Annotated in this window: 28 protein-coding genes; 2 read left to right on the top strand and 26 right to left on the bottom strand. The window is 38.2% G+C overall.

Features of this window, described 5'->3' with window-relative positions:
* Positions 1-69 precede the first annotated feature (69 nt).
* From secY to rpsL, 25 genes are all read right to left on the bottom strand, one after another.
* Positions 70-1,416: a preprotein translocase subunit SecY gene (secY, locus tag H3Z82_RS13465; RefSeq protein ID WP_163517568.1), complete on the bottom strand. Its 1,347-nt coding sequence runs from the start codon at positions 1,414-1,416 to the stop codon at positions 70-72.
* Between the two features lie 13 nt (positions 1,417-1,429).
* Positions 1,430-1,882, bottom strand: coding sequence for a 50S ribosomal protein L15 (gene rplO / locus H3Z82_RS13460; RefSeq protein ID WP_182206030.1), 453 nt, complete (start codon positions 1,880-1,882; stop codon positions 1,430-1,432).
* Positions 1,883-1,894: 12 nt separating this feature from the next.
* Complete coding sequence (rpmD, locus tag H3Z82_RS13455) at positions 1,895-2,077, bottom strand: 50S ribosomal protein L30 (protein WP_182206029.1); 183 nt, start codon at positions 2,075-2,077, stop codon at positions 1,895-1,897.
* Between the two features lie 11 nt (positions 2,078-2,088).
* Positions 2,089-2,613, bottom strand: a complete 525-nt coding sequence (gene rpsE, locus H3Z82_RS13450; protein WP_182206028.1) for a 30S ribosomal protein S5 — start codon at positions 2,611-2,613, stop codon at positions 2,089-2,091.
* Positions 2,614-2,622: 9 nt separating this feature from the next.
* Positions 2,623-2,979: a 50S ribosomal protein L18 gene (rplR, locus tag H3Z82_RS13445; RefSeq protein WP_182206027.1), complete on the bottom strand. Its 357-nt coding sequence runs from the start codon at positions 2,977-2,979 to the stop codon at positions 2,623-2,625.
* Positions 2,980-2,989: 10 nt separating this feature from the next.
* The gene (rplF, locus tag H3Z82_RS13440) at positions 2,990-3,532 is read right to left on the bottom strand and encodes a 50S ribosomal protein L6 (protein ID WP_182206026.1); all 543 of its coding nucleotides are present in this window, start codon (positions 3,530-3,532) and stop codon (positions 2,990-2,992) included.
* A gap of 12 nt (positions 3,533-3,544) precedes the next feature.
* A complete protein-coding gene (gene rpsH / locus H3Z82_RS13435; RefSeq protein WP_182206025.1) occupies positions 3,545-3,943 on the bottom strand; it encodes a 30S ribosomal protein S8 in 399 nt (132 codons plus the stop codon).
* Positions 3,944-4,056: 113 nt separating this feature from the next.
* Positions 4,057-4,326: a 30S ribosomal protein S14 gene (gene rpsN, locus H3Z82_RS13430; RefSeq protein WP_182206024.1), complete on the bottom strand. Its 270-nt coding sequence runs from the start codon at positions 4,324-4,326 to the stop codon at positions 4,057-4,059.
* 3 nt (positions 4,327-4,329) lie between these two features.
* Complete coding sequence (gene rplE, locus H3Z82_RS13425; RefSeq protein WP_182206023.1) at positions 4,330-4,881, bottom strand: 50S ribosomal protein L5; 552 nt, start codon at positions 4,879-4,881, stop codon at positions 4,330-4,332.
* A gap of 2 nt (positions 4,882-4,883) precedes the next feature.
* Positions 4,884-5,198: a 50S ribosomal protein L24 gene (gene rplX / locus H3Z82_RS13420; protein ID WP_182206022.1), complete on the bottom strand. Its 315-nt coding sequence runs from the start codon at positions 5,196-5,198 to the stop codon at positions 4,884-4,886.
* Positions 5,199-5,249: 51 nt separating this feature from the next.
* Complete coding sequence (rplN, locus tag H3Z82_RS13415; RefSeq protein ID WP_182206021.1) at positions 5,250-5,618, bottom strand: 50S ribosomal protein L14; 369 nt, start codon at positions 5,616-5,618, stop codon at positions 5,250-5,252.
* A gap of 2 nt (positions 5,619-5,620) precedes the next feature.
* Positions 5,621-5,878, bottom strand: a complete 258-nt coding sequence (gene rpsQ / locus H3Z82_RS13410) for a 30S ribosomal protein S17 (RefSeq protein WP_013869035.1) — start codon at positions 5,876-5,878, stop codon at positions 5,621-5,623.
* 18 nt (positions 5,879-5,896) lie between these two features.
* Entirely contained in the window at positions 5,897-6,088 is a 192-nt protein-coding gene (gene rpmC, locus H3Z82_RS13405; protein WP_027126039.1) for a 50S ribosomal protein L29, read from the bottom strand.
* 12 nt (positions 6,089-6,100) lie between these two features.
* Positions 6,101-6,526 carry a 50S ribosomal protein L16 gene (rplP, locus tag H3Z82_RS13400; protein ID WP_182206020.1) on the bottom strand — a complete coding sequence of 142 codons (426 nt, stop codon included), beginning with the start codon at positions 6,524-6,526 and terminating at the stop codon, positions 6,101-6,103.
* A 19-nt stretch (positions 6,527-6,545) separates the two neighbouring features.
* Positions 6,546-7,271 (bottom strand): 30S ribosomal protein S3, encoded by a 726-nt coding sequence (rpsC, locus tag H3Z82_RS13395; RefSeq protein ID WP_182206019.1) that lies wholly within the window; start codon positions 7,269-7,271, stop codon positions 6,546-6,548.
* Positions 7,272-7,279: 8 nt separating this feature from the next.
* On the bottom strand, positions 7,280-7,687 hold the full coding sequence (rplV, locus tag H3Z82_RS13390; RefSeq protein ID WP_182206018.1) for a 50S ribosomal protein L22: 408 nt from the start codon (positions 7,685-7,687) through the stop codon (positions 7,280-7,282).
* 8 nt (positions 7,688-7,695) lie between these two features.
* Positions 7,696-7,974 carry a 30S ribosomal protein S19 gene (gene rpsS, locus H3Z82_RS13385; RefSeq protein ID WP_163517581.1) on the bottom strand — a complete coding sequence of 93 codons (279 nt, stop codon included), beginning with the start codon at positions 7,972-7,974 and terminating at the stop codon, positions 7,696-7,698.
* 10 nt (positions 7,975-7,984) lie between these two features.
* On the bottom strand, positions 7,985-8,812 hold the full coding sequence (gene rplB / locus H3Z82_RS13380; protein WP_182206017.1) for a 50S ribosomal protein L2: 828 nt from the start codon (positions 8,810-8,812) through the stop codon (positions 7,985-7,987).
* A 10-nt stretch (positions 8,813-8,822) separates the two neighbouring features.
* Complete coding sequence (gene rplW / locus H3Z82_RS13375) at positions 8,823-9,113, bottom strand: 50S ribosomal protein L23 (protein WP_182206016.1); 291 nt, start codon at positions 9,111-9,113, stop codon at positions 8,823-8,825.
* A 6-nt stretch (positions 9,114-9,119) separates the two neighbouring features.
* On the bottom strand, positions 9,120-9,749 hold the full coding sequence (rplD, locus tag H3Z82_RS13370) for a 50S ribosomal protein L4 (RefSeq protein WP_182206015.1): 630 nt from the start codon (positions 9,747-9,749) through the stop codon (positions 9,120-9,122).
* A complete protein-coding gene (gene rplC, locus H3Z82_RS13365; protein ID WP_182206014.1) occupies positions 9,749-10,363 on the bottom strand; it encodes a 50S ribosomal protein L3 in 615 nt (204 codons plus the stop codon). The genes rplD and rplC overlap by 1 nt, the downstream gene beginning before the upstream one ends.
* A gap of 243 nt (positions 10,364-10,606) precedes the next feature.
* Complete coding sequence (gene rpsJ, locus H3Z82_RS13360) at positions 10,607-10,912, bottom strand: 30S ribosomal protein S10 (RefSeq protein ID WP_129018480.1); 306 nt, start codon at positions 10,910-10,912, stop codon at positions 10,607-10,609.
* Positions 10,913-10,923: 11 nt separating this feature from the next.
* On the bottom strand, positions 10,924-13,050 hold the full coding sequence (gene fusA, locus H3Z82_RS13355; protein ID WP_182206013.1) for an elongation factor G: 2,127 nt from the start codon (positions 13,048-13,050) through the stop codon (positions 10,924-10,926).
* 3 nt (positions 13,051-13,053) lie between these two features.
* Positions 13,054-13,530 (bottom strand): 30S ribosomal protein S7, encoded by a 477-nt coding sequence (gene rpsG, locus H3Z82_RS13350; protein ID WP_182206012.1) that lies wholly within the window; start codon positions 13,528-13,530, stop codon positions 13,054-13,056.
* Between the two features lie 92 nt (positions 13,531-13,622).
* Positions 13,623-13,997, bottom strand: a complete 375-nt coding sequence (rpsL, locus tag H3Z82_RS13345; RefSeq protein WP_027126027.1) for a 30S ribosomal protein S12 — start codon at positions 13,995-13,997, stop codon at positions 13,623-13,625.
* 234 nt (positions 13,998-14,231) lie between these two features.
* Here rpsL and H3Z82_RS13340 point away from each other — a divergent pair, with 234 nt between their 5' ends.
* Both H3Z82_RS13340 and rlmB read left to right on the top strand, forming a co-directional pair.
* Positions 14,232-15,857 (top strand): ShlB/FhaC/HecB family hemolysin secretion/activation protein, encoded by a 1,626-nt coding sequence (locus H3Z82_RS13340; protein ID WP_182206011.1) that lies wholly within the window; start codon positions 14,232-14,234, stop codon positions 15,855-15,857.
* Between the two features lie 299 nt (positions 15,858-16,156).
* Entirely contained in the window at positions 16,157-16,891 is a 735-nt protein-coding gene (rlmB, locus tag H3Z82_RS13335; RefSeq protein ID WP_182206010.1) for a 23S rRNA (guanosine(2251)-2'-O)-methyltransferase RlmB, read from the top strand.
* Positions 16,892-16,978: 87 nt separating this feature from the next.
* Here the strand turns inward: rlmB and H3Z82_RS13330 are convergent, their stop codons facing one another.
* Positions 16,979-17,812 (bottom strand): rhomboid family intramembrane serine protease, encoded by an 834-nt coding sequence (locus tag H3Z82_RS13330; protein WP_182206009.1) that lies wholly within the window; start codon positions 17,810-17,812, stop codon positions 16,979-16,981.
* Between the last annotated feature and the right edge of the window lie 335 nt (positions 17,813-18,147).

Raw genomic sequence — 18,147 nt, 5'->3', positions numbered from 1 at the left:
TCCTTTCAAAAATTGTTCCATTAAAAAAAACGCGCTCTAATCACTAACTTCTAACCGTTTTTGTCAGGTTTAGGCTATTGCTTTTCTATTTTTGCCCGTTTTCATTAAGCCATCATAGTGTTTGTTCAATAGGTATGAATTTACCTGTTGCATGGTATCAATAGCCACACCCACCATAATCAGCAATGAGGTACCTCCAAAGAACAATGCCCAACCATCCTGCACGCCCATCAATTTAACTACAACCGCTGGAAACACTGCAATCATTGCCAAAAATATAGATCCTGGCAAGGTTATTTGCGACATAATTTTATCTAAGTATTCAGAGGTCTCAGTTCCCGGTCTAATTCCAGGTATAAAACCACCACTACGTTTCAAATCGTCTGCCATTTTATTGGTCGGTACTGTAATAGCTGTATAAAAATACGTAAACACGATAATCAATAATCCGAATACGATATTATACCAAAGACCAAAAAAGTCATTGAAGTTAGTCTGTAGCCACTGTCCAACGGGTCCTTCGCCCAATCCTTTACCTATTAAGGTAGGAACAAACATAATTGCTTGTGCAAAGATAATTGGCATAACTCCAGAGGCATTCAATTTTAATGGTAAAAACTGTCTTGATCCAAATACATTTTTTTCGTAACCACCAGAGGCTGTACGACGTGCATACTGAACTGCAATCTTACGAACGCCCATGACCAACATAATAGATAGTAAGATGATTACAAACCAGATCACCAATTCAATCAATACCATCATTAAACCACCATTTCCACCACCTTCAACTCTTGAAGCAAAGTTCTGAACAAAGGAAGCAGGCATACGTGCAATGATACCAACCATAATTAATAACGAGATTCCGTTACCAATACCCTTATCGGTAATCTTTTCACCCAACCACATGGCAAATACACATCCAGTAACCAATATAATTACTGAAGATACATAGAACATTGTTCCTGTACCCAACAAAAACGCTGATGTAGGAATACCTAATGCTGGTAAACTAGCTAAATATCCAGGTGCTTGCACCAAACAGATAGCGATGGTTAACCATCGGGTAATTTGAGTAATCTTCTTTTGGCCACTTGCACCGTCCTTCTGTAATTTTTGAAGGTAAGGAATTGCAATACCCATCAACTGAACAACAATTGATGCTGAAATGTACGGCATGATCCCTAAAGCAAATACAGAGGCATTGGCAAAAGCGCCACCCGTAAAGGCATTAAGAAGGCCCAAAATACCTTGATCGGTATTACTGGCCAACTCACCTAACTGACTTGCATCAATACCTGGTAAAACGACTTGGGCACCAAAACGATAAACTAAAAGTAGACCAAGCGTAAGCATGATTCTATCTTTTAGTTCTGTTATTTTCCAAACATTTTTTAAAGTCTCTATAAATTTCATTCTCTAAACGATCTTATAAAGTTACAGCTTCTCCTCCTGCAGCTTCAATAGCAGCTTTTGCTGAAGCAGTAAATTTATGAGCAGTTACGGTTAATTTTGATGTTAGCTCACCACGGCCCAATATTTTAACAAGATCATTCTTGCCAACAAGACCTAGTTCTAAAAGTGTCACCAAGTTAACGGTGTCCTTAATGACTTTATCATCCACCAATTGTTGCAAGGTATCGAGGTTGACACCTTGATATTCAACACGATTGATATTTGTAAACCCAAACTTAGGCACACGTCTTTGAAGTGGCATCTGTCCACCTTCAAAACCTAATTTCTTAGAATAACCAGAGCGTGATTTAGCACCTTTGTGCCCACGAGTTGCAGTACCACCTTTTCCGGTACCTTGTCCTCTACCTATTCTTTTGCCTTGATTTTTAACTGACCCTTCAGCCGGTTTTAAATTACTTAAATCCATTATAATGCTGTATTATTTTGTTTCTTCAACAGAAACTAAATGTTGAACTTTATTAATCATTCCTTGGATACTTGGCGTATCGTCATGCTCAACAACCTGATTCATTTTGTACAAGCCTAAAGCCTCCAAAATTCGCTTTTGTTGTAACGTTCGGTTGATAGCACTTTTTACTTTTTTTACTTTAATCTTTGCCATTATTGTATTGATTAACCGTTAAATACTTTCTCAAGTGAAATTCCTCTATCGTCAGCAACAGATTTTGCACTTCTCAATTGTAGCAAAGCATCAAAAGTTGCTTTTACCACGTTATGAGGATTTGAAGATCCTTGAGATTTTGACAATACATCTTGTATACCAACTGCTTCCAAAACCGTTCTTACAGCGCCACCAGCAATCACTCCCGTACCTTCGGTAGCTGGAATAATGTTAACTCGTGCTCCGCCGTACTTACCTTTTTGCTCGTGAGGTAAAGTTTTTCTAAGCAATGGAATTCTTACCAAGTTTTTCTTGGCATCTTCAATACCTTTAGCAATAGCAGTTGCCACATCTTTAGATTTTCCCAATCCTTGTCCAACAACTCCTGCTTCGTCTCCAACTACTACAATAGCTGAAAAACCAAATGCTCTACCACCTTTAGTAACTTTAGTCACCCTTTGGACGCCAATAAGATGATCTTTAAGATCTAATCCACTCGGTTTTACTAATTCTGCGTTTTTATATTTTCGATACATAATAATGTCTTAAAATTTTAGTCCTGCTTCTCTAGCACCTTCTGCTAATGATTTAACTCTTCCGTGATATTTATATCCACCTCTATCAAAAGAGATCGTTTCTACACCAGCTTTTAATGCTTTTTCACCAAGTGATTTTCCAACAAGGACAGCTATTTCTGATTTGGTTCCTTTGGCAGAACTAATATCTTTATCTCTTGAAGATGCAGCACTAATAGTATTACCAGTTACATCGTCTATAATTTGAGCATAAATTTCTTTATTGCTTCTATATACAGCCAAACGAGGTTTCGTTTCTGTTCCAGAAACCACCTTACGGATTCTGCCTTTTATTCTTAATCTTCTTTGATTCTTTGTCAATGCCATAACTAAACGATTATGCTGATTTACCTGCTTTTCTTCTTAATTCTTCTCCTACAAACTTAATTCCTTTTCCTTTGTAAGGCTCTGGTTTTCTGTATCCACGGATCTTCGCAGCTACCTGTCCTACCAATTGTTTGTCGTGAGACGTTAACTTTACGATTGGATTTTTTCCTTTTTCAGAAATCGTTTCCACTTTCACTTCTGGAGCTACTGATAGTACGATATTATGTGAAAATCCTAAAGCCAAATCTAATCTTTGTCCTTGGTTAGTAGCTCTATATCCTACTCCTACCAATTCCAATTGTTTGGTCCAACCTTCTGATACGCCATGTACCATATTATTAACCAATGATCGGTATAGACCATGGTCTGTTCTTGCTTCTTTACTGTCTGACGGACGTGCTACTGACACTTCACCATCTTTAACCGTAATTTCAACGTTTGAAAATTCTTGAGTTAATTCACCCAACTTACCTTTAACGGTAATCACATTGTCTTTGACGTCTACTGTCACCCCATCTGGGATTACTACTGGATTATTTCCTATTCTTGACATATCTTCCCTTTTTTAATAAACGTAGCACAATAACTCTCCACCTACATTCGCTCTATGTGCTTGTTTTCCGGTCATCACACCGTGAGACGTAGAAACAATTGCAATTCCAAGACCGTTAAGGATTCTTGGCATTTCGCTTGAGCTTGCATATTTACGTAAACCTGGTTTACTTAATCTATGAATTTTTCTAATAACAGGTTCTTTAGTCTCTTTGTTGTATTTAAGAGCTATTTTGATGCTGCCCTGTGCAGTAGAGTCATCAAACTTGTAACTTAAAATATATCCTTGGTCGAATAATATTTTAGTAATTTCTTTTTTTAGATTGGATGCAGGTATTTCAACAACCCTATGGTTGGCCGATACTGCATTTCTAACTCGCGTTAGATAATCTGAGATTGGATCTGTATTCATTTATATTAAATTGCGGACTTGGTTTTTGGTTCTTTCCAAACCTTTGCCCAGTTTATACTCTTATTGAGATGCATTACAATGCATCACTACAATGCGACGTATCGCAGTGTTTTTTACCAAGACGCTTTTCTAACTCCTGGTATCAACCCTTGGTTTGCCATTTCGCGCAACATAACACGAGAAATTCCGAAGATACGTACATACCCTCTTGGTCTTCCGGTTAACTTACAACGGTTGTGCAAACGTACTGGTGATGCATTTCTTGGTAGTTTCTGTAAGCCTTCATAATCGCCAGCTTCTTTTAAAGCTTTACGTTTATCGGCATATTTAGCTACCATTTTTTGTCTTTTCACCTCACGGGCTTTCATTGATTCTTTAGCCATATCTTAATTCTTTTGAAAAGGTAATCCCAATTCTGTTAATAGCGATTTTGCTTCTTTATCTGTATCAGCTGAAGTCACAAAGGTAATATCCATTCCTGAAATATTGTTGACTTTATCAATATCAATTTCCGGAAATATAATTTGTTCAGTAATACCCAAGTTGTAATTTCCTCTACCGTCAAAGCCTTTAGCTTTAATACCGTTAAAGTCTCTTACACGTGGTAATGCTGAAGTCACCAAACGGTCAAGAAACTCATACATTTGCTCACCGCGTAATGTAACTCTTGCTCCTATTGGCATTCCTTTACGTAATTTAAACGATGCGATATCTTTTTTAGAAACTGTAGGAACAGCTTTCTGACCAGAAATTTTGGTCAACTCTTCCACCGCATGGTCTACTAATTTTTTATCGGCAACTGCTGCACCTACGCCTTTTGACAATACTATCTTTTCGAGCTTAGGAACCTGCATTACGTTTTTATATCCGAATTCTTCTGTAAGAGCGGAAATTCCTTTTTCCTTATACTCTTTTTTTAATCTTGGAATATATGCCATAACTAAATTACTTCATTTGATTTTTTAGAAAATCTCACTTTTTTATCACCTTCCATTCTATACCCAACACGTGTTGTTTCACCTTTGCTGTTCAAAAGTGATAGGTTGGAAATATGGATAGGCGCTTCTTTCTCTACAATGCCACCTTGAGGACTTTGTGCACTTGGCTTAGTGTGTTTCTTAACCATGTTCACGCCTTCAACGATTGCCTTGTTCTTATCCTTTAAGATCTTTACAACTTTACCTTCCGTACCTTTATGGTCTCCAGCAATGACTTGTACTGTATCTCCTGATTTTATTTTAAACTTTGTCGTCATCTTTATCTATTTTTGAAATGCTTAACTGTTGCTACGCCACATTTTGCGTTCTTACAGTACTTCAGGTGCCAAGGATACAATTTTCATGAATTGCTTATCACGAAGCTCTCTTGCTACAGGTCCAAAAACACGCGTTCCTCTCATTTCTCCTTGCGGATTTAAAAGTACACAAGCGTTATCATCAAATCTGATGTATGATCCATCTGGACGTCTTACCTCCTTTTTGGTACGTACAACAACAGCCGTGGAAACAGCTCCCTTTTTGATATTACCATTAGGTGTTGCATCTTTAACAGAAACAACTATCTTATCACCTAGAGAAGCATACCTTCTTTTAGTACCACCTAGAACACGGATAGTCATGACTTCCTTTGCTCCGGTGTTATCAGCTACTTTTAATCTTGATTCTTGTTGTAACATAATTACTTAGCTCTTTCAATTATTTCTACTAGTCTCCAACACTTAGATTTACTTAAAGGTCGTGTCTCCATGATCTTTACCGTATCTCCAATGTTACAGTCGTTTGTCTCATCGTGTGCAACGTATTTTTTCGTTTTTAACACGAATTTTCCATACATAGGATGTTTTACTTTCTTAACCTCGGCAACAACGATGGACTTCATCATTTTGTTACTAGTTACAACTCCTATACGTTCTTTTCTTAAATTTCTTTTTTCCATCTTTCAGCGGAATACAAATTATTGTACTTCTCTTTTAGTTAATTCGGTTGCAATTCTTGCTACAGAACGTCTCACGTTGCGTAATTGAATCGGATTTTCTAATGGGGAGATAGCATGAGCCATATTCAGGTCAGCATAACTCTTTTTAGTTTCACCTAACTTATCTTGTAATTCAGCTGTAGAAAGCTGTTTAATTTCTGATTGCTTCATAATATCTATGTATTAAACACCGTAATCTCTTGCGACTACGAATTTTGTTTTTACAGGTAATTTTTGAGCCGCCAAGCGTAATGCTTCTTTTGCAACGTCTATTGATACGCCACCAACTTCAAACATCACTCGGCCAGGTTTAACTACGGCTACCCAATACTCTACAGCACCCTTACCTTTACCCATACGTACTTCAAGAGGCTTTTTGGTGATAGGCTTATCCGGAAAAACTTTGATCCAAAGTTGTCCTTCTCTTTTCATATAACGTGTCGCTGCAATACGCGCTGCTTCAATTTGACGAGATGTCAAAAACATGCCTGTTTCGTGTACCGATTTTATACCAAACATTCCATTTGAAAGTTTATGTCCTCTACCGGTATTTCCTTTCATGCGGCCTTTTTGCTGCTTACGGAATTTTGTCTTTTTAGGTTGTAACATTTTTCTTTTACTTTAAAAATTACTTTCTACGGCGGGCCTTATTCCCTCCTCGTCTTGGCGAATCAGATCCTCCTTTGCCTTGTTTTTTGGATAAACCAACTAACGGTGAAAGCTCTCTTTTACCATATACTTCACCTTTCATGATCCATACTTTAACACCCAATCTACCGTAAGTAGTGTGTGCCTCAACTAAAGCATAATCAATGTCGGCTCTAAATGTTGATAATGGAATTCTTCCTTCTTTATAGTGCTCAGAACGTGCCATTTCAGCACCGTTTAAACGGCCACTAATTTGGATCTTGATTCCTTCAGCGTTCATTCGCATTGTTGCAGCAATGGCCATTTTGATGGCACGTCTGTAAGAAATACGATTCTCGATTTGACGAGCAACGCTAGACGCCACTAAAAAGGCATCCAATTCTGGTCTCTTGATCTCGAAGATGTTCAATTGAACTTCCTTATCTGTAATTTTCTTAAGCTCTTCTTTTAGCTTGTCTACCTCTTGACCACCTTTCCCGATAATGATACCAGGTCTTGCAGTTGTGATAGTAACGGTTACAAGTTTAAGCGTACGCTCAATAATTACTCTCGACACACTAGCTTTAGATAAACGAGCATGGATATATTTTCTAATCTTGTCGTCTTCAGCAAGTTTATCTCCATAATCATTGCCACCATACCAGTTAGACTCCCATCCTCTGATAATTCCTAAACGATTTCCGATTGGATTTGTCTTTTGTCCCATATCTCTATTTAAGCTTGTGTGTTATTTTTTGCTCCAATAACCACGGTTACGTGATTGGAACGTTTTCTAATTCTGTGTGCACGACCTTGAGGTGCTGGGCGTAGTCTCTTCAACATTGCGCCACCATCTACTCTGATCTCTTTAACGAACAAGTCAGCATCTTCTATGCTTGCATCTTCGTTTTTTGCTTGCCAATTGGCAATTGCTGAAAGCACCAACTTCTCTAATCTTCGAGATGCTTCCTTTGGGCTAAATCTTAAGATATTTAGAGCCATTTCAGCTTTTTGTCCTCTGACCAAATCTGCCACTAAACGCATTTTTCTTGGTGAGGTAGGACAGTTATTAAGCTTAGCAAAAGCAATGTGCTTTTTTTCTTCCTTAATAGCGTCTGCCATTAGTTTTTTACGACTTCCCATAGCTCTATTTATTTTTTACCTTTATTTTTTGCACCTGCGTGACCTCTAAACGATCGGGTTGGTGAAAATTCTCCTAACTTATGACCTACCATGTTCTCAGTAATATATACTGGTACAAATTGACGACCATTGTGAACAGCGATTGTTTGTCCAACAAAATCCGGTGAAATCATAGAGGCTCTTGACCACGTTTTGATTACCGTCTTTTTGTTTGAAGCTACATTCTCTTCAACTTTTTTACTCAATTTATAATGGATGTAAGGTCCTTTTTTTAATGAACGTGCCATATTATCTCAATTATTTCTTTCTACGTTCTACAATATACTTGTTGCTTGCCTTGGTTCTAGTACGTGTTCTATAACCTTTTGCAGGAATTCCATTTCTTGATCTTGGATGACCACCTGAAGCACGACCTTCACCACCACCCATTGGGTGATCTACAGGGTTCATTGCTACTGGTCTAACACGTGGACGTCTACCCAACCATCTTGATCTACCAGCTTTACCGGAAACTATCAATTGATGATCATGATTAGATACCGCACCAATAGTCGCCATACATTCTACAAGAACCAAACGTGTTTCACCAGATGGCAATTTCACGGATGCAAATTTTCCATCTCTTGCCATTAATTGGGCAAATGAACCAGCACTTCTTGCCATAATTGCTCCTTGTCCAGGACGCAGTTCAATACAAGAAATAATAGTACCAAGTGGTACATGCTTCAACGTCATTGCATTTCCAATTTCTGGAGCAATATTCTCAGTTCCAGAAACGACATTTCGTCCCACTTTCATCCCCGCTTGGGCAATGACGTAACGTTTTTCACCATCTTGATAATTCAAAAGTGCGATAAATGCTGTCCTGTTTGGATCGTACTCAATAGACATAATTTCGGCTGGTATTCCAGCTTTGTTACGTTTGAAATCGATAACACGATACCTTTTCTTATGACCGCCACCTATTTGGCGCATGGTCATTTTTCCTTGACTGTTTCTACCACCTGATCTTTTGTTCGGAACGAGCAAGCTCTTTTCCGGCTTATCAGTAGTAATGGCGTCAAAACCATTAACTACTCTAAATCGCTGACCTGGTGTGGTAGGTTTTAATTTTCTTACTGACATTTGTCTTTAATTACATGTTAGTGTATAAATCAATAGATTCCCCTTCCGCCAGTTGTACAATTGCTTTTTTGACAGCATTTGTTTTACCAACTTGAATACCGGTCTTTGTGTGACGGGTTCTTCTGTCTGGACGGACATTTATAGTGCGAACTTTTTCAACGGAAACGCCATAAGCAGCTTCCACCGCTTTTTTTATTTCAACCTTGTTCGCCTTCGTATTCACTTGGAAACTGTAGCAGTTATTTAACTCGCTATCAGTAGTCGCTTTTTCAGTGATTATAGGTTTAATTAAGATACTCATGTTTCCTTATTTACTTAAATTCGATTCAATTCCTTCTAAAGAGCTCTCCAAAAGGATTAATTTGTTTGCATTTAAAATCTTGTAAGTGCTTAATTCCGAGCTCATTACAACGTCAGAACCTTTTAAATTACGTGAGGACAAATATACATTATTATTTGACGCTCCCAACACAAACAGAGATTTTTTATTCTCAACACCCAAGGCCTTCAATACGTTAGTGAAGTTTTTGGTTTTTGGAGCATCAAAATTGAAGTCCTCCATTACCACAATTGCTTGGTCATTTGCTTTCATTGACAAGGCTGATTTTCGCGCTAAGCGTTTAAGTCCTTTGTTCAATTTAAAGCTATAATTTTTTGGTCTTGGACCAAACATACGTCCACCACCTCTAAAAATTCCAGACTTGATAGATCCTGCACGCGCAGTACCTGTACCTTTCTGCTTTTTTATCTTACGTGTACTTCCAGAGATCTCAGCTCTTTCTTTAGATTTATGCGTTCCTTGACGTTGGTTGGCAAGAAATTGCTTAACATCTAAGTAAACCGCATGGTTATTAGGTTCAATAGCAAACACATCCGCAGAAAGCTCAACCTCTCTACCTGTGTCTTTTCCGTTTAAATCTACAACTGCTACTTTCATTATTTCTGAATAATTACATAAGAGTTTTTATGACCAGGAACACATCCTTTAACCACCAACAAGTTCTTTTCAGGAACTACTTTGTACACTCTTAAATTTTCAACATTCACTCTTTCGCCACCCATTCTACCGGCCATCTTCTTTCCTTTGAATACTCTTCCAGGATATGAAGCTGCACCAACAGAACCAGGAGCTCTTCCCATACTTTGCTGACCGTGGGTCATTTCTGATCCACCAAATCCGTGACGTCTTACAACGCCTTGAAATCCTTTTCCTTTAGATGTACCTGCAACGTCAACATATTCACCTTCAATGAAATGTTCTACAGTGATGGCATCACCTAATTTGTAATCTTCTCCAAACCCTTGGAATTCAACGACTTTTCTTTTAACAGAAGTACCAGCTTTCTTAGCATGACCTGCTTCAGCTTTTGTGGCGCTTTTCTCTGTCTTGTCATCGAAACCAAGTTGCAGAGCACTATACCCGTCAACCTCTTTGGTTCTGACTTGGGTAACGATACATGGTCCAGCTTCGATTACTGTACAAGGAATGTTTTTCCCGTTTTCATCAAAGATGCTGGTCATACCGATCTTTTTTCCTATTAACCCAGACATAATTATTATTTTGTATGTTATGGACAAGTCGCGACTTGCCCTCCTTTTGTTTTATAATGGACAAGTCGCGACTTGTCCCTTCACTATTTAAAAATATTCAGGGCCGAAAATACTTCAGCCCTGAATGTATTTTTACCGTTTTTCCCTCGCCCGCAGCTTAGGACATGTCTATTCTCGTGAATGCGGGGATCTCTCAATTCAAAAACACTTTTGATTTCGAGATACCTGCCTTCGCAAGTGTTTTTATACTTTGATCTCTACTTCAACACCACTTGGCAATTCAAGCTTCATCAACGCGTCAATAGTTTTTGATGACGAACTGTAGATGTCCAATAGTCTTTTGTAAGAGCTTAATTGAAACTGCTCTCTCGCCTTTTTATTAACGTGTGGTGAACGTAGTACAGTGAAAATTTTCTTGTGTGTTGGTAATGGGATTGGTCCCGTTACAACTGCGCCAGTACTTTTTACTGTTTTCACAATCTTATCAGCAGATTTGTCTACTAAACTGTGATCGTATGATTTTAGCTTTATTCTGATTTTTTGACTCATTTTCTTATAATTTAAGCTTCGACGCCTTTAGCTGCCTTAATCACTTCTTCAGATATGTTAGAAGGTGTTTCAGCATAATGTGAAAATTCCATTGTTGATGTTGCTCTACCTGAAGACAATGTTCTTAATGTTGTTACATATCCAAACATTTCAGATAAAGGTACCGTTGCCTTAACTGTTTTTGCTCCAGCTCTGTCCCCCATATCACTTACTTGTCCTCTACGACGGTTCAAGTCTCCAACAATATCACCCATGTTTTCTTCTGGTGTAATCACCTCAATCTTCATTATTGGTTCCATGATAACGGCTTTAGCAGCTTTGGCAGCATTTCTAAATCCAAGTCTTGCAGCCAATTCAAAGGATAATTGATCAGAGTCAACATCGTGGTACGAACCATCTGTCAATGTTACTTTCATAGCATCCACTTCGTAGCCTGCCAATGGGCCATTGACCATTGCTTGTTTAAATCCTTTTTCAATTGAAGGGATGAATTCTTTAGGAACGTTACCACCTTTAATTGCAGAAATAAACTCCAATCCTATTTTGCCTTCTTCAGCCGGCTCTAGTGTAAATTGGATATCAGCAAATTTACCACGACCACCAGATTGTTTTTTGTAAACCTCTCTGTGCTCTGCTACTTTGGTGATAGCTTCTTTATACTCAACTTGCGGTGCTCCTTGGTTGACTTCAACTTTGAATTCACGACGCATTCGATCAACAATAATATCTAAGTGAAGCTCACCCATTCCAGAAATAATGGTCTGTCCTGAAGCTTCGTCAGTTCTTACTGTAAACGTTGGATCTTCCTCTGCCAATTTTGACAGTGCCATACCCATTTTATCAACATCTGCTTTAGTCTTTGGCTCCACAGCAATACCAATTACTGGATCTGGGAAGTCCATAGATTCTAAAACAATTGGATGTTTTTCATCAGACATGGTATCACCAGTCTTAATATCCTTAAATCCTACCGCAGCTCCAATATCACCTGCTTCAATAAAGTCAAGTGCATTTTGTTTATTAGAGTGCATTTGGTAGATACGTGAGATACGCTCTTTTTTACCTGAACGGTTGTTCAAGATATAAGATCCAGCCTCCAAACGTCCAGAGTAAACTCTAAAGAAAGCCAAACGTCCTACAAATGGATCCGTAGCAATCTTAAATGCCAAAGCTGAAAATGGCTCAGCAACACTTGGCTTACGTTTTTCTTCTTTCTCCGTTTCAGGGTTCACACCCACAACGCTTTCTCTATCCATTGGAGAAGGCAAGTAACGACATACTGCGTCTAATAAGAATTGAACGCCTTTATTTTTGAAAGATGACCCACATACCATAGGAATGATAGCCATATCCATAACAGCGGCTCTTAAAGCAGCGTGCACTTCGTCTTCTGTAATAGAGTCTTCATCTTCCATGAATTTCTCTAGTAGGTTTTCGTCGTAAGTAGCAACTTCTTCAATTAATAAAGCTCTGAACTCACGAACTTCTTCCTTCATATCTTCAGGAATAGGCACCACGTCAAATGTAGAACCAAAGTTCTCATCATGCCATACAATAGCTCTATTCTTAACCAAGTCTACAATACCTCTAAAGTCGCCTTCGTCTCCAATAGGCAATACAATTGGCACTGCATTAGATCCGAGCATTTCTTTAACTTGCTTGTTAACTTCTAAAAAGTTTGCACCTTGACGGTCCATTTTGTTAACAAACCCGATTCTTGGTACTTTATAGTTATCGGCAAGTCTCCAGTTAGTTTCAGATTGTGGTTCAACACCATCAACTGCACTAAACAAGAACACCAAACCATCAAGAACACGTAATGAACGGTTTACTTCCACCGTAAAATCAACGTGACCTGGAGTATCAATAATATTAAAGTGATAACTTTGCGCATCTTCCGTTGGCTCTCCATTTTCTTTAGGAAACACCCAGTCACAAGTAGTTGCAGCCGAAGTAATGGTAATACCTCTTTCTGCTTCTTGCTCCATCCAGTCCATAGTAGATGACCCTTCGTGAGTTTCACCTAATTTATGATTGACACCGGTATAGAATAAAATACGCTCTGTTGTTGTTGTTTTTCCAGCATCAATATGTGCTGCAATTCCAATATTTCTTGTAAGTAATAAATCTCTTGCCATGTTTTAGAATCTAAAGTGTGAGAATGCTTTGTTAGCTTCTGCCATTTTATGTGTATCCATGCGCTTTTTAACAGCAGCACCTTCTTCTTTGGCTGCGGCTAAAATTTCAGCTGCAAGTTTTGCTGGCATAGATTTTTCGTTTCTTTTTCGTGAGTAACTAATCATCCATTTCATGGCGGTAGATACTTTACGGTCTGGACGAATCTGCATTGGGATCTGGAATGTAGCACCTCCAACACGTCTGCTACGTACTTCTACGTGAGGCATAACGTTAGATAAAGCGTCTTTCCATGTTTCCAAAGCTGTTTTTTCGTCGTCAGTTTTCTTTGATTCTACGATGTCAATTGCATCATAAAATACTTTAAAAGCTACAGACTTCTTTCCATCCCACATCATCATATTAACGAAACGAGTCACTAATTGATCGTTAAAACGTGGATCCGGCAAAAGCGGTCTCTTTTTTGCTGCTTTTTTTCTCATGTCTTCTTTTGAGTTTTTAGTTGTTTGTCGTCAGAGGATAGTTATTGAGGCGTATGCACTCAGAACCCACCACTCTTAACTCCTAACTTGTTTTACTTCTTAGGGCGTTTTGTTCCGTACTTAGATCTTCGTTGCGTTCTACCTGTAACACCTGCAGTGTCCAAGGCACCACGAACGATGTGATATCTAACTCCTGGCAAATCCTTTACCCTTCCACCTCTAACCAATACTATCGAGTGCTCCTGTAGATTATGTCCTTCACCGCCGATGTATGCGTTAACCTCGTTTCCGTTTGTCAAACGAACCCTTGCCACCTTACGCATTGCTGAGTTAGGTTTCTTAGGCGTCGTCGTGTAAACACGAGTACACACACCACGTCTTTGTGGACACGAATCAAGGGCAACCGATTTACTCTTCTTGGTTATTTTGGTTCTTCCTTTTCGTACTAATTGTGAAATTGTTGGCATATATTTCTATATAAATTTATTTTAACCCTCGCTTTTGAGGGCTGCAAAGGTAGAAAATAATTTTTCTTTTTCAAATGTTAAGTGATTAATTTTTTAATCTTTGACCAATTATTTAACATAGCATATATTTTTAAGTAAATTTTTCCGTTAGCTTTATAGTTGTTTACGTTTCACATGTCCATAAAAACAATCTCCCTTATTTTTTTGCTTGGTTGGCTTTCCACTTCCAATCTTATGGCCCAATCTTTATCCCTTAAAGCTATCGGCACCACTGAGGACGCGACATCCCTATTAGAGGCCATAAATTATCAACGAAATTTTACCGACTTTAATTCACTTGAAATAGAGCTCAATTCAATAGCAAACTCCTTAATGCATTTAGGGTATTTGGAAAGTGGGTTTCTTGGTTTAGAACAAACCAATGCCTCTTCTTTTGTAGCTACCTACACCTTGGGCGAACGTTATAAAAAGGCTAAAATCTATTTTGGTGCTGACTTTAATACAAAAATTTTAAAATTAGTATCCAATTCTATTACTGACCGCTATTTTGAAATAGACATTACAAATTTGGAGACCTCTCTTGAAACCCTTAACGCTGAATTGGCCAGCATCGGAAATCCTTTTTCGACCTTACAACTTACCAACATTAAAAAAAAGGACGGTGTATTGTCTGCAGATTTGAACATTGTGGAACAACAGCAAAGAACCCTCGATACGGTTATTGTTAAAGGTTACGCTAAATTCCCTAAATCTTATGTTAAGCGCTACTTAAAGATCAGAAGCAAGCAAGTATTCAATTTAAAAAGCATAAAAGGAAAAACGGAAGCTTTAGAGAATTTACAGTTTGCTGCCCAAATAAAGGATCCGGAAGTACTTTTTACTAAAGATTCGACTTTACTATATATATATGTAGAGAAACAAAAAAGCAATACGTTTGATGGGTTTCTTGGTTTTGGTACGAATAGCGATTCTGATAAATTAGAGTTTGACGGCTATCTTAATCTGAACTTAATCAACAATCTTAATTATGGCGAATCTTTCCGGTTGTTATACAAAAGCGATGAAAGTGAGCAAAAGACATTTGATGTCAAGGCCAAACTCCCCTATCTATTAGGGTCGCCCTTAGGGATGCAGCTCGGGCTCAATATTTTTAAAAGGGATTCGTCCTTTGTAACGACAACACAGTTTGCCAAGATGGACTATCAATTCGATCCGAAAAACAGTTTAGCCATGGGCATTAATACTCAGGCGTCCACTAATTTATTGGACAATGCCATGTTAAGCATTGCTGATTTTAAATCGGTTTTTTACAATCTGAGCTACCATCATTCTAAACCTCAACATTACGACAAGCTGTTTCCGATCAATTTTCAGTTTGATATTTCTGCAGGTGTAGGTCAAAGAACCATTGAGAACCTCAAAGAATCTCAGACAAAACTGGAACTGAACAGTTTTAAAATAGTCAATCTCAATCTTAAGAACAGCCTATATGGTCAAATCAGTGCTTCCGTATTATATTCGGACACCTATATTGAAAACGAATTATTTCGGTTTGGAGGCATAAATTCCATAAGAGGTTTTGAAGAGCAAAGTTTGACAGCCAATTTGTATGCGGTCCTCAATACAGAATACCGTTATAGAGTTTCAAGCAACCTCTATGTTAATAGTATCATCGATCTTGCCTATTATGAAAATCAGATCCTTGACACTAAAGCTAAACTATTGGGATTGGGTTTTGGGTTTGGAGTGCTCACACAAGCCGGGCTTTTTAAATTGAATTATAGCAATGGGAGCTCGGAAAACCAAAGCATTAAACTGTCAAACTCGAAAATCCACATCAGTCTGACCGCAACTTTTTAAACCTGAACTAAATTGATGTTCCCACCTCCCATCGAGCTATCCACGTCAGGAATTCACCTTATTTAAACCTTAATCACAGTAACCTTCATTATGTTAATATAGGCAAAACACGGAAATCTCAATCAGTTGAAATGCGCTCAAAACTGTATATCAATCTCCTAAAAAACATACTTTACATTCCATAAAATTTTAATTGGTTTATCACTTATTATTTAGGACTTATGGAATAGGCTAATTTAAAAATGCATTCTTAAATAAACCTTCACAAACTAAGAAGGTTATTTTATACCTTTGTGCCCATGGAACACGAAACAACTATTTTTGGAATCAGAGCGGTTATAGAAGCGGTTAAATCTGGTGAAAACATTGACAAAATCTTTTTACAAAAGGGGTTGCGCGGCGATTTATCTACTGAATTGGAACAGCTTTTACATAAAGAACGATTAAATTTTTCTTATGTGCCTGTTGAAAAGCTCAACCGTTTGACCACTAAGAACCATCAAGGCGTTGTGGCTCAAATTGCGCCTATCAGCTTCTATCCGTTAGAAGAATTGGTGACCAATGTTCTGGAATCAGGCAAGACACCTTTGTTTCTGTTGTTAGACCAGATAAGTGATGTCCGTAATTTTGGAGCGATTATCAGAACCGCTGAATGCACCGGTGTTTCAGGAATTATCATTCAGAAAAAGGGTGGTGCTCCCGTTAATGGTGATACCATCAAAACGAGTGCCGGTGCCATTTTCAAGATTCCAATCTGCAAGGTTGATCATATTAAAGATGCTGTGTTCTATATGCAGGCATCAGGTATTAAAGTGATTGCCGCTACCGAAAAAACCGATCAAACCCTATACGATGTTTCTTTCACAGAGCCTTGTGCAATTATCATGGGATCAGAAGGCAAAGGCATCAATCCGTCCATTTTGAAGATTGCTGATGAGAAGGCTAAACTACCAATTCTGGGCGACATTGAATCCTTGAATGTTTCTGTGGCCTGTGGCGCGTTCTTGTATGAAGTAGTAAGGCAAAGACTTTAGATTTTTGATTAATAGGGATTAGGGATTTGGCGCTTGAAAACTGTGTTTGCACTATGTAAACATCAACCCTAGAAAGAAAAAAGGCAGCTAATCTTTTTTAGGATTTTGCTTGTAGATATAATTGAATTTAGGCTGACTTTGATTGTCAAGACTTTCAACTTCCTGTCCATCTGTCAAGCGGGTAACTTCAACTTCGTCCGATAGCGATGGGGATTGATTTTCACCCTCAGTTTCTATATCATTTTCTATTTCAGGTTCCAGATTTTCAATAAAATTTCCATTTTCGTCAAAATGTCTTAAAAAAGGATCGTCGTCTTCATTGTATTGTGGCTCCTGCCATACGTAACGTTCTGGTTTGGCAATGGCTTTTCTGAAGATAACGGCAAATAGCAGTCCTGTAATGAGTCCGCCCAAATGCCCTTCCCAAGACATGCCGTCTTTAATAGGGAGTACATACCAAATCATGCTACCATATAAAAAAATTATCAATAGTGACAAGGCCACCAATCGGAAGTGTTTAGCAAACACACCTTTAAAAAATATAAAACTGATCAAAACATAAATAAGGCCGCTGGCGCCAATATGGTTTGATGGTCTTCCAATCATCCAGGTGATCAATCCTGAAAGGAGAATGCCGTAAAGCAAGACTTTCCATGCAATGGGTCTGTAAAAATAGAATAAGGCCATGGTAAGTACAACCAACGGAATACTATTATGGTAGATGTGTTCAATATTGGAATGGATGAGTGGGCTTAACACAATACCTCGTAGGCCAATCAAACTTTCCGGGACTATGCCCCAAGTTTTTATAATCGGGAAAAAACGCACTTGCAACCAAAACACCACCCAAATAAGCATCAAAAAAAAGATGGGATAGGCCACTACGCCTGTTGAATACCTGAAATGTTGTTGATTGCTCATGGTTAAATTTAAAGGTTTCTTATCAAATTCGTATCCATTTGACCGAAATATGAAATATTGTCACGTAACTGATCTTTTTGAAATTGAGATTGAAATTGACGTTGACGTTGACGTTGACGTTGAAACTAAATTTAAATTACCAGTAATTTCATTTTAACACAGTTAGAATTTTTATGGCTAGGCTTGTCATTTACAATTCTAACGCATGAGTGATGGAGCGGTTTGTTTGAAATCCTTTTTGTTTTTTTTCAAAACAAAAAGATTGAGCCGCGAGAGCACGACTTTTGCCCCACCCGGAATTGAAAAAAGTCAATTCCGACCTCCCCAAAGGGAAG

Origin of the sequence: Gelidibacter maritimus (assembly GCF_014062315.1) — a bacterium.
Lineage (GTDB): Bacteria > Bacteroidota > Bacteroidia > Flavobacteriales > Flavobacteriaceae > Gelidibacter > Gelidibacter maritimus.
This window is presented reverse-complemented; position numbering and strand designations above follow the sequence as displayed.

Bases quoted from the DNA above. Each gene is read 5' to 3' on its own strand.
- secY (WP_163517568.1), bottom strand. From the start codon at position 1,416: ATGAAATTTATAGAGACTTTAAAAAATGTTTGGAAAATAACAGAACTA.
- rplO (WP_182206030.1), bottom strand. From the start codon at position 1,882: ATGGATTTAAGTAATTTAAAACCGGCTGAAGGGTCAGTTAAAAATCAA.
- rpmD (WP_182206029.1), bottom strand. From the start codon at position 2,077: ATGGCAAAGATTAAAGTAAAAAAAGTAAAAAGTGCTATCAACCGAACG.
- rpsE (WP_182206028.1), bottom strand. From the start codon at position 2,613: ATGTATCGAAAATATAAAAACGCAGAATTAGTAAAACCGAGTGGATTA.
- rplR (WP_182206027.1), bottom strand. From the start codon at position 2,979: ATGGCATTGACAAAGAATCAAAGAAGATTAAGAATAAAAGGCAGAATC.
- rplF (WP_182206026.1), bottom strand. From the start codon at position 3,532: ATGTCAAGAATAGGAAATAATCCAGTAGTAATCCCAGATGGGGTGACA.
- rpsH (WP_182206025.1), bottom strand. From the start codon at position 3,943: ATGAATACAGATCCAATCTCAGATTATCTAACGCGAGTTAGAAATGCA.
- rpsN (WP_182206024.1), bottom strand. From the start codon at position 4,326: ATGGCTAAAGAATCAATGAAAGCCCGTGAGGTGAAAAGACAAAAAATG.
- rplE (WP_182206023.1), bottom strand. From the start codon at position 4,881: ATGGCATATATTCCAAGATTAAAAAAAGAGTATAAGGAAAAAGGAATT.
- rplX (WP_182206022.1), bottom strand. From the start codon at position 5,198: ATGACGACAAAGTTTAAAATAAAATCAGGAGATACAGTACAAGTCATT.
- rplN (WP_182206021.1), bottom strand. From the start codon at position 5,618: ATGTTACAACAAGAATCAAGATTAAAAGTAGCTGATAACACCGGAGCA.
- rpsQ (WP_013869035.1), bottom strand. From the start codon at position 5,878: ATGGAAAAAAGAAATTTAAGAAAAGAACGTATAGGAGTTGTAACTAGT.
- rpmC (WP_027126039.1), bottom strand. From the start codon at position 6,088: ATGAAGCAATCAGAAATTAAACAGCTTTCTACAGCTGAATTACAAGAT.
- rplP (WP_182206020.1), bottom strand. From the start codon at position 6,526: ATGTTACAACCTAAAAAGACAAAATTCCGTAAGCAGCAAAAAGGCCGC.
- rpsC (WP_182206019.1), bottom strand. From the start codon at position 7,271: ATGGGACAAAAGACAAATCCAATCGGAAATCGTTTAGGAATTATCAGA.
- rplV (WP_182206018.1), bottom strand. From the start codon at position 7,687: ATGGGAAGTCGTAAAAAACTAATGGCAGACGCTATTAAGGAAGAAAAA.
- rpsS (WP_163517581.1), bottom strand. From the start codon at position 7,974: ATGGCACGTTCATTAAAAAAAGGACCTTACATCCATTATAAATTGAGT.
- rplB (WP_182206017.1), bottom strand. From the start codon at position 8,812: ATGTCAGTAAGAAAATTAAAACCTACCACACCAGGTCAGCGATTTAGA.
- rplW (WP_182206016.1), bottom strand. From the start codon at position 9,113: ATGAGTATCTTAATTAAACCTATAATCACTGAAAAAGCGACTACTGAT.
- rplD (WP_182206015.1), bottom strand. From the start codon at position 9,749: ATGAAAGTAGCAGTTGTAGATTTAAACGGAAAAGACACAGGTAGAGAG.
- rplC (WP_182206014.1), bottom strand. From the start codon at position 10,363: ATGTCTGGGTTAATAGGAAAAAAGATCGGTATGACCAGCATCTTTGAT.
- rpsJ (WP_129018480.1), bottom strand. From the start codon at position 10,912: ATGAGTCAAAAAATCAGAATAAAGCTAAAATCATACGATCACAGTTTA.
- fusA (WP_182206013.1), bottom strand. From the start codon at position 13,050: ATGGCAAGAGATTTATTACTTACAAGAAATATTGGAATTGCAGCACAT.
- rpsG (WP_182206012.1), bottom strand. From the start codon at position 13,530: ATGAGAAAAAAAGCAGCAAAAAAGAGACCGCTTTTGCCGGATCCACGT.
- rpsL (WP_027126027.1), bottom strand. From the start codon at position 13,997: ATGCCAACAATTTCACAATTAGTACGAAAAGGAAGAACCAAAATAACC.
- H3Z82_RS13340 (WP_182206011.1), top strand. From the start codon at position 14,232: ATGGCCCAATCTTTATCCCTTAAAGCTATCGGCACCACTGAGGACGCG.
- rlmB (WP_182206010.1), top strand. From the start codon at position 16,157: ATGGAACACGAAACAACTATTTTTGGAATCAGAGCGGTTATAGAAGCG.
- H3Z82_RS13330 (WP_182206009.1), bottom strand. From the start codon at position 17,812: ATGAGCAATCAACAACATTTCAGGTATTCAACAGGCGTAGTGGCCTAT.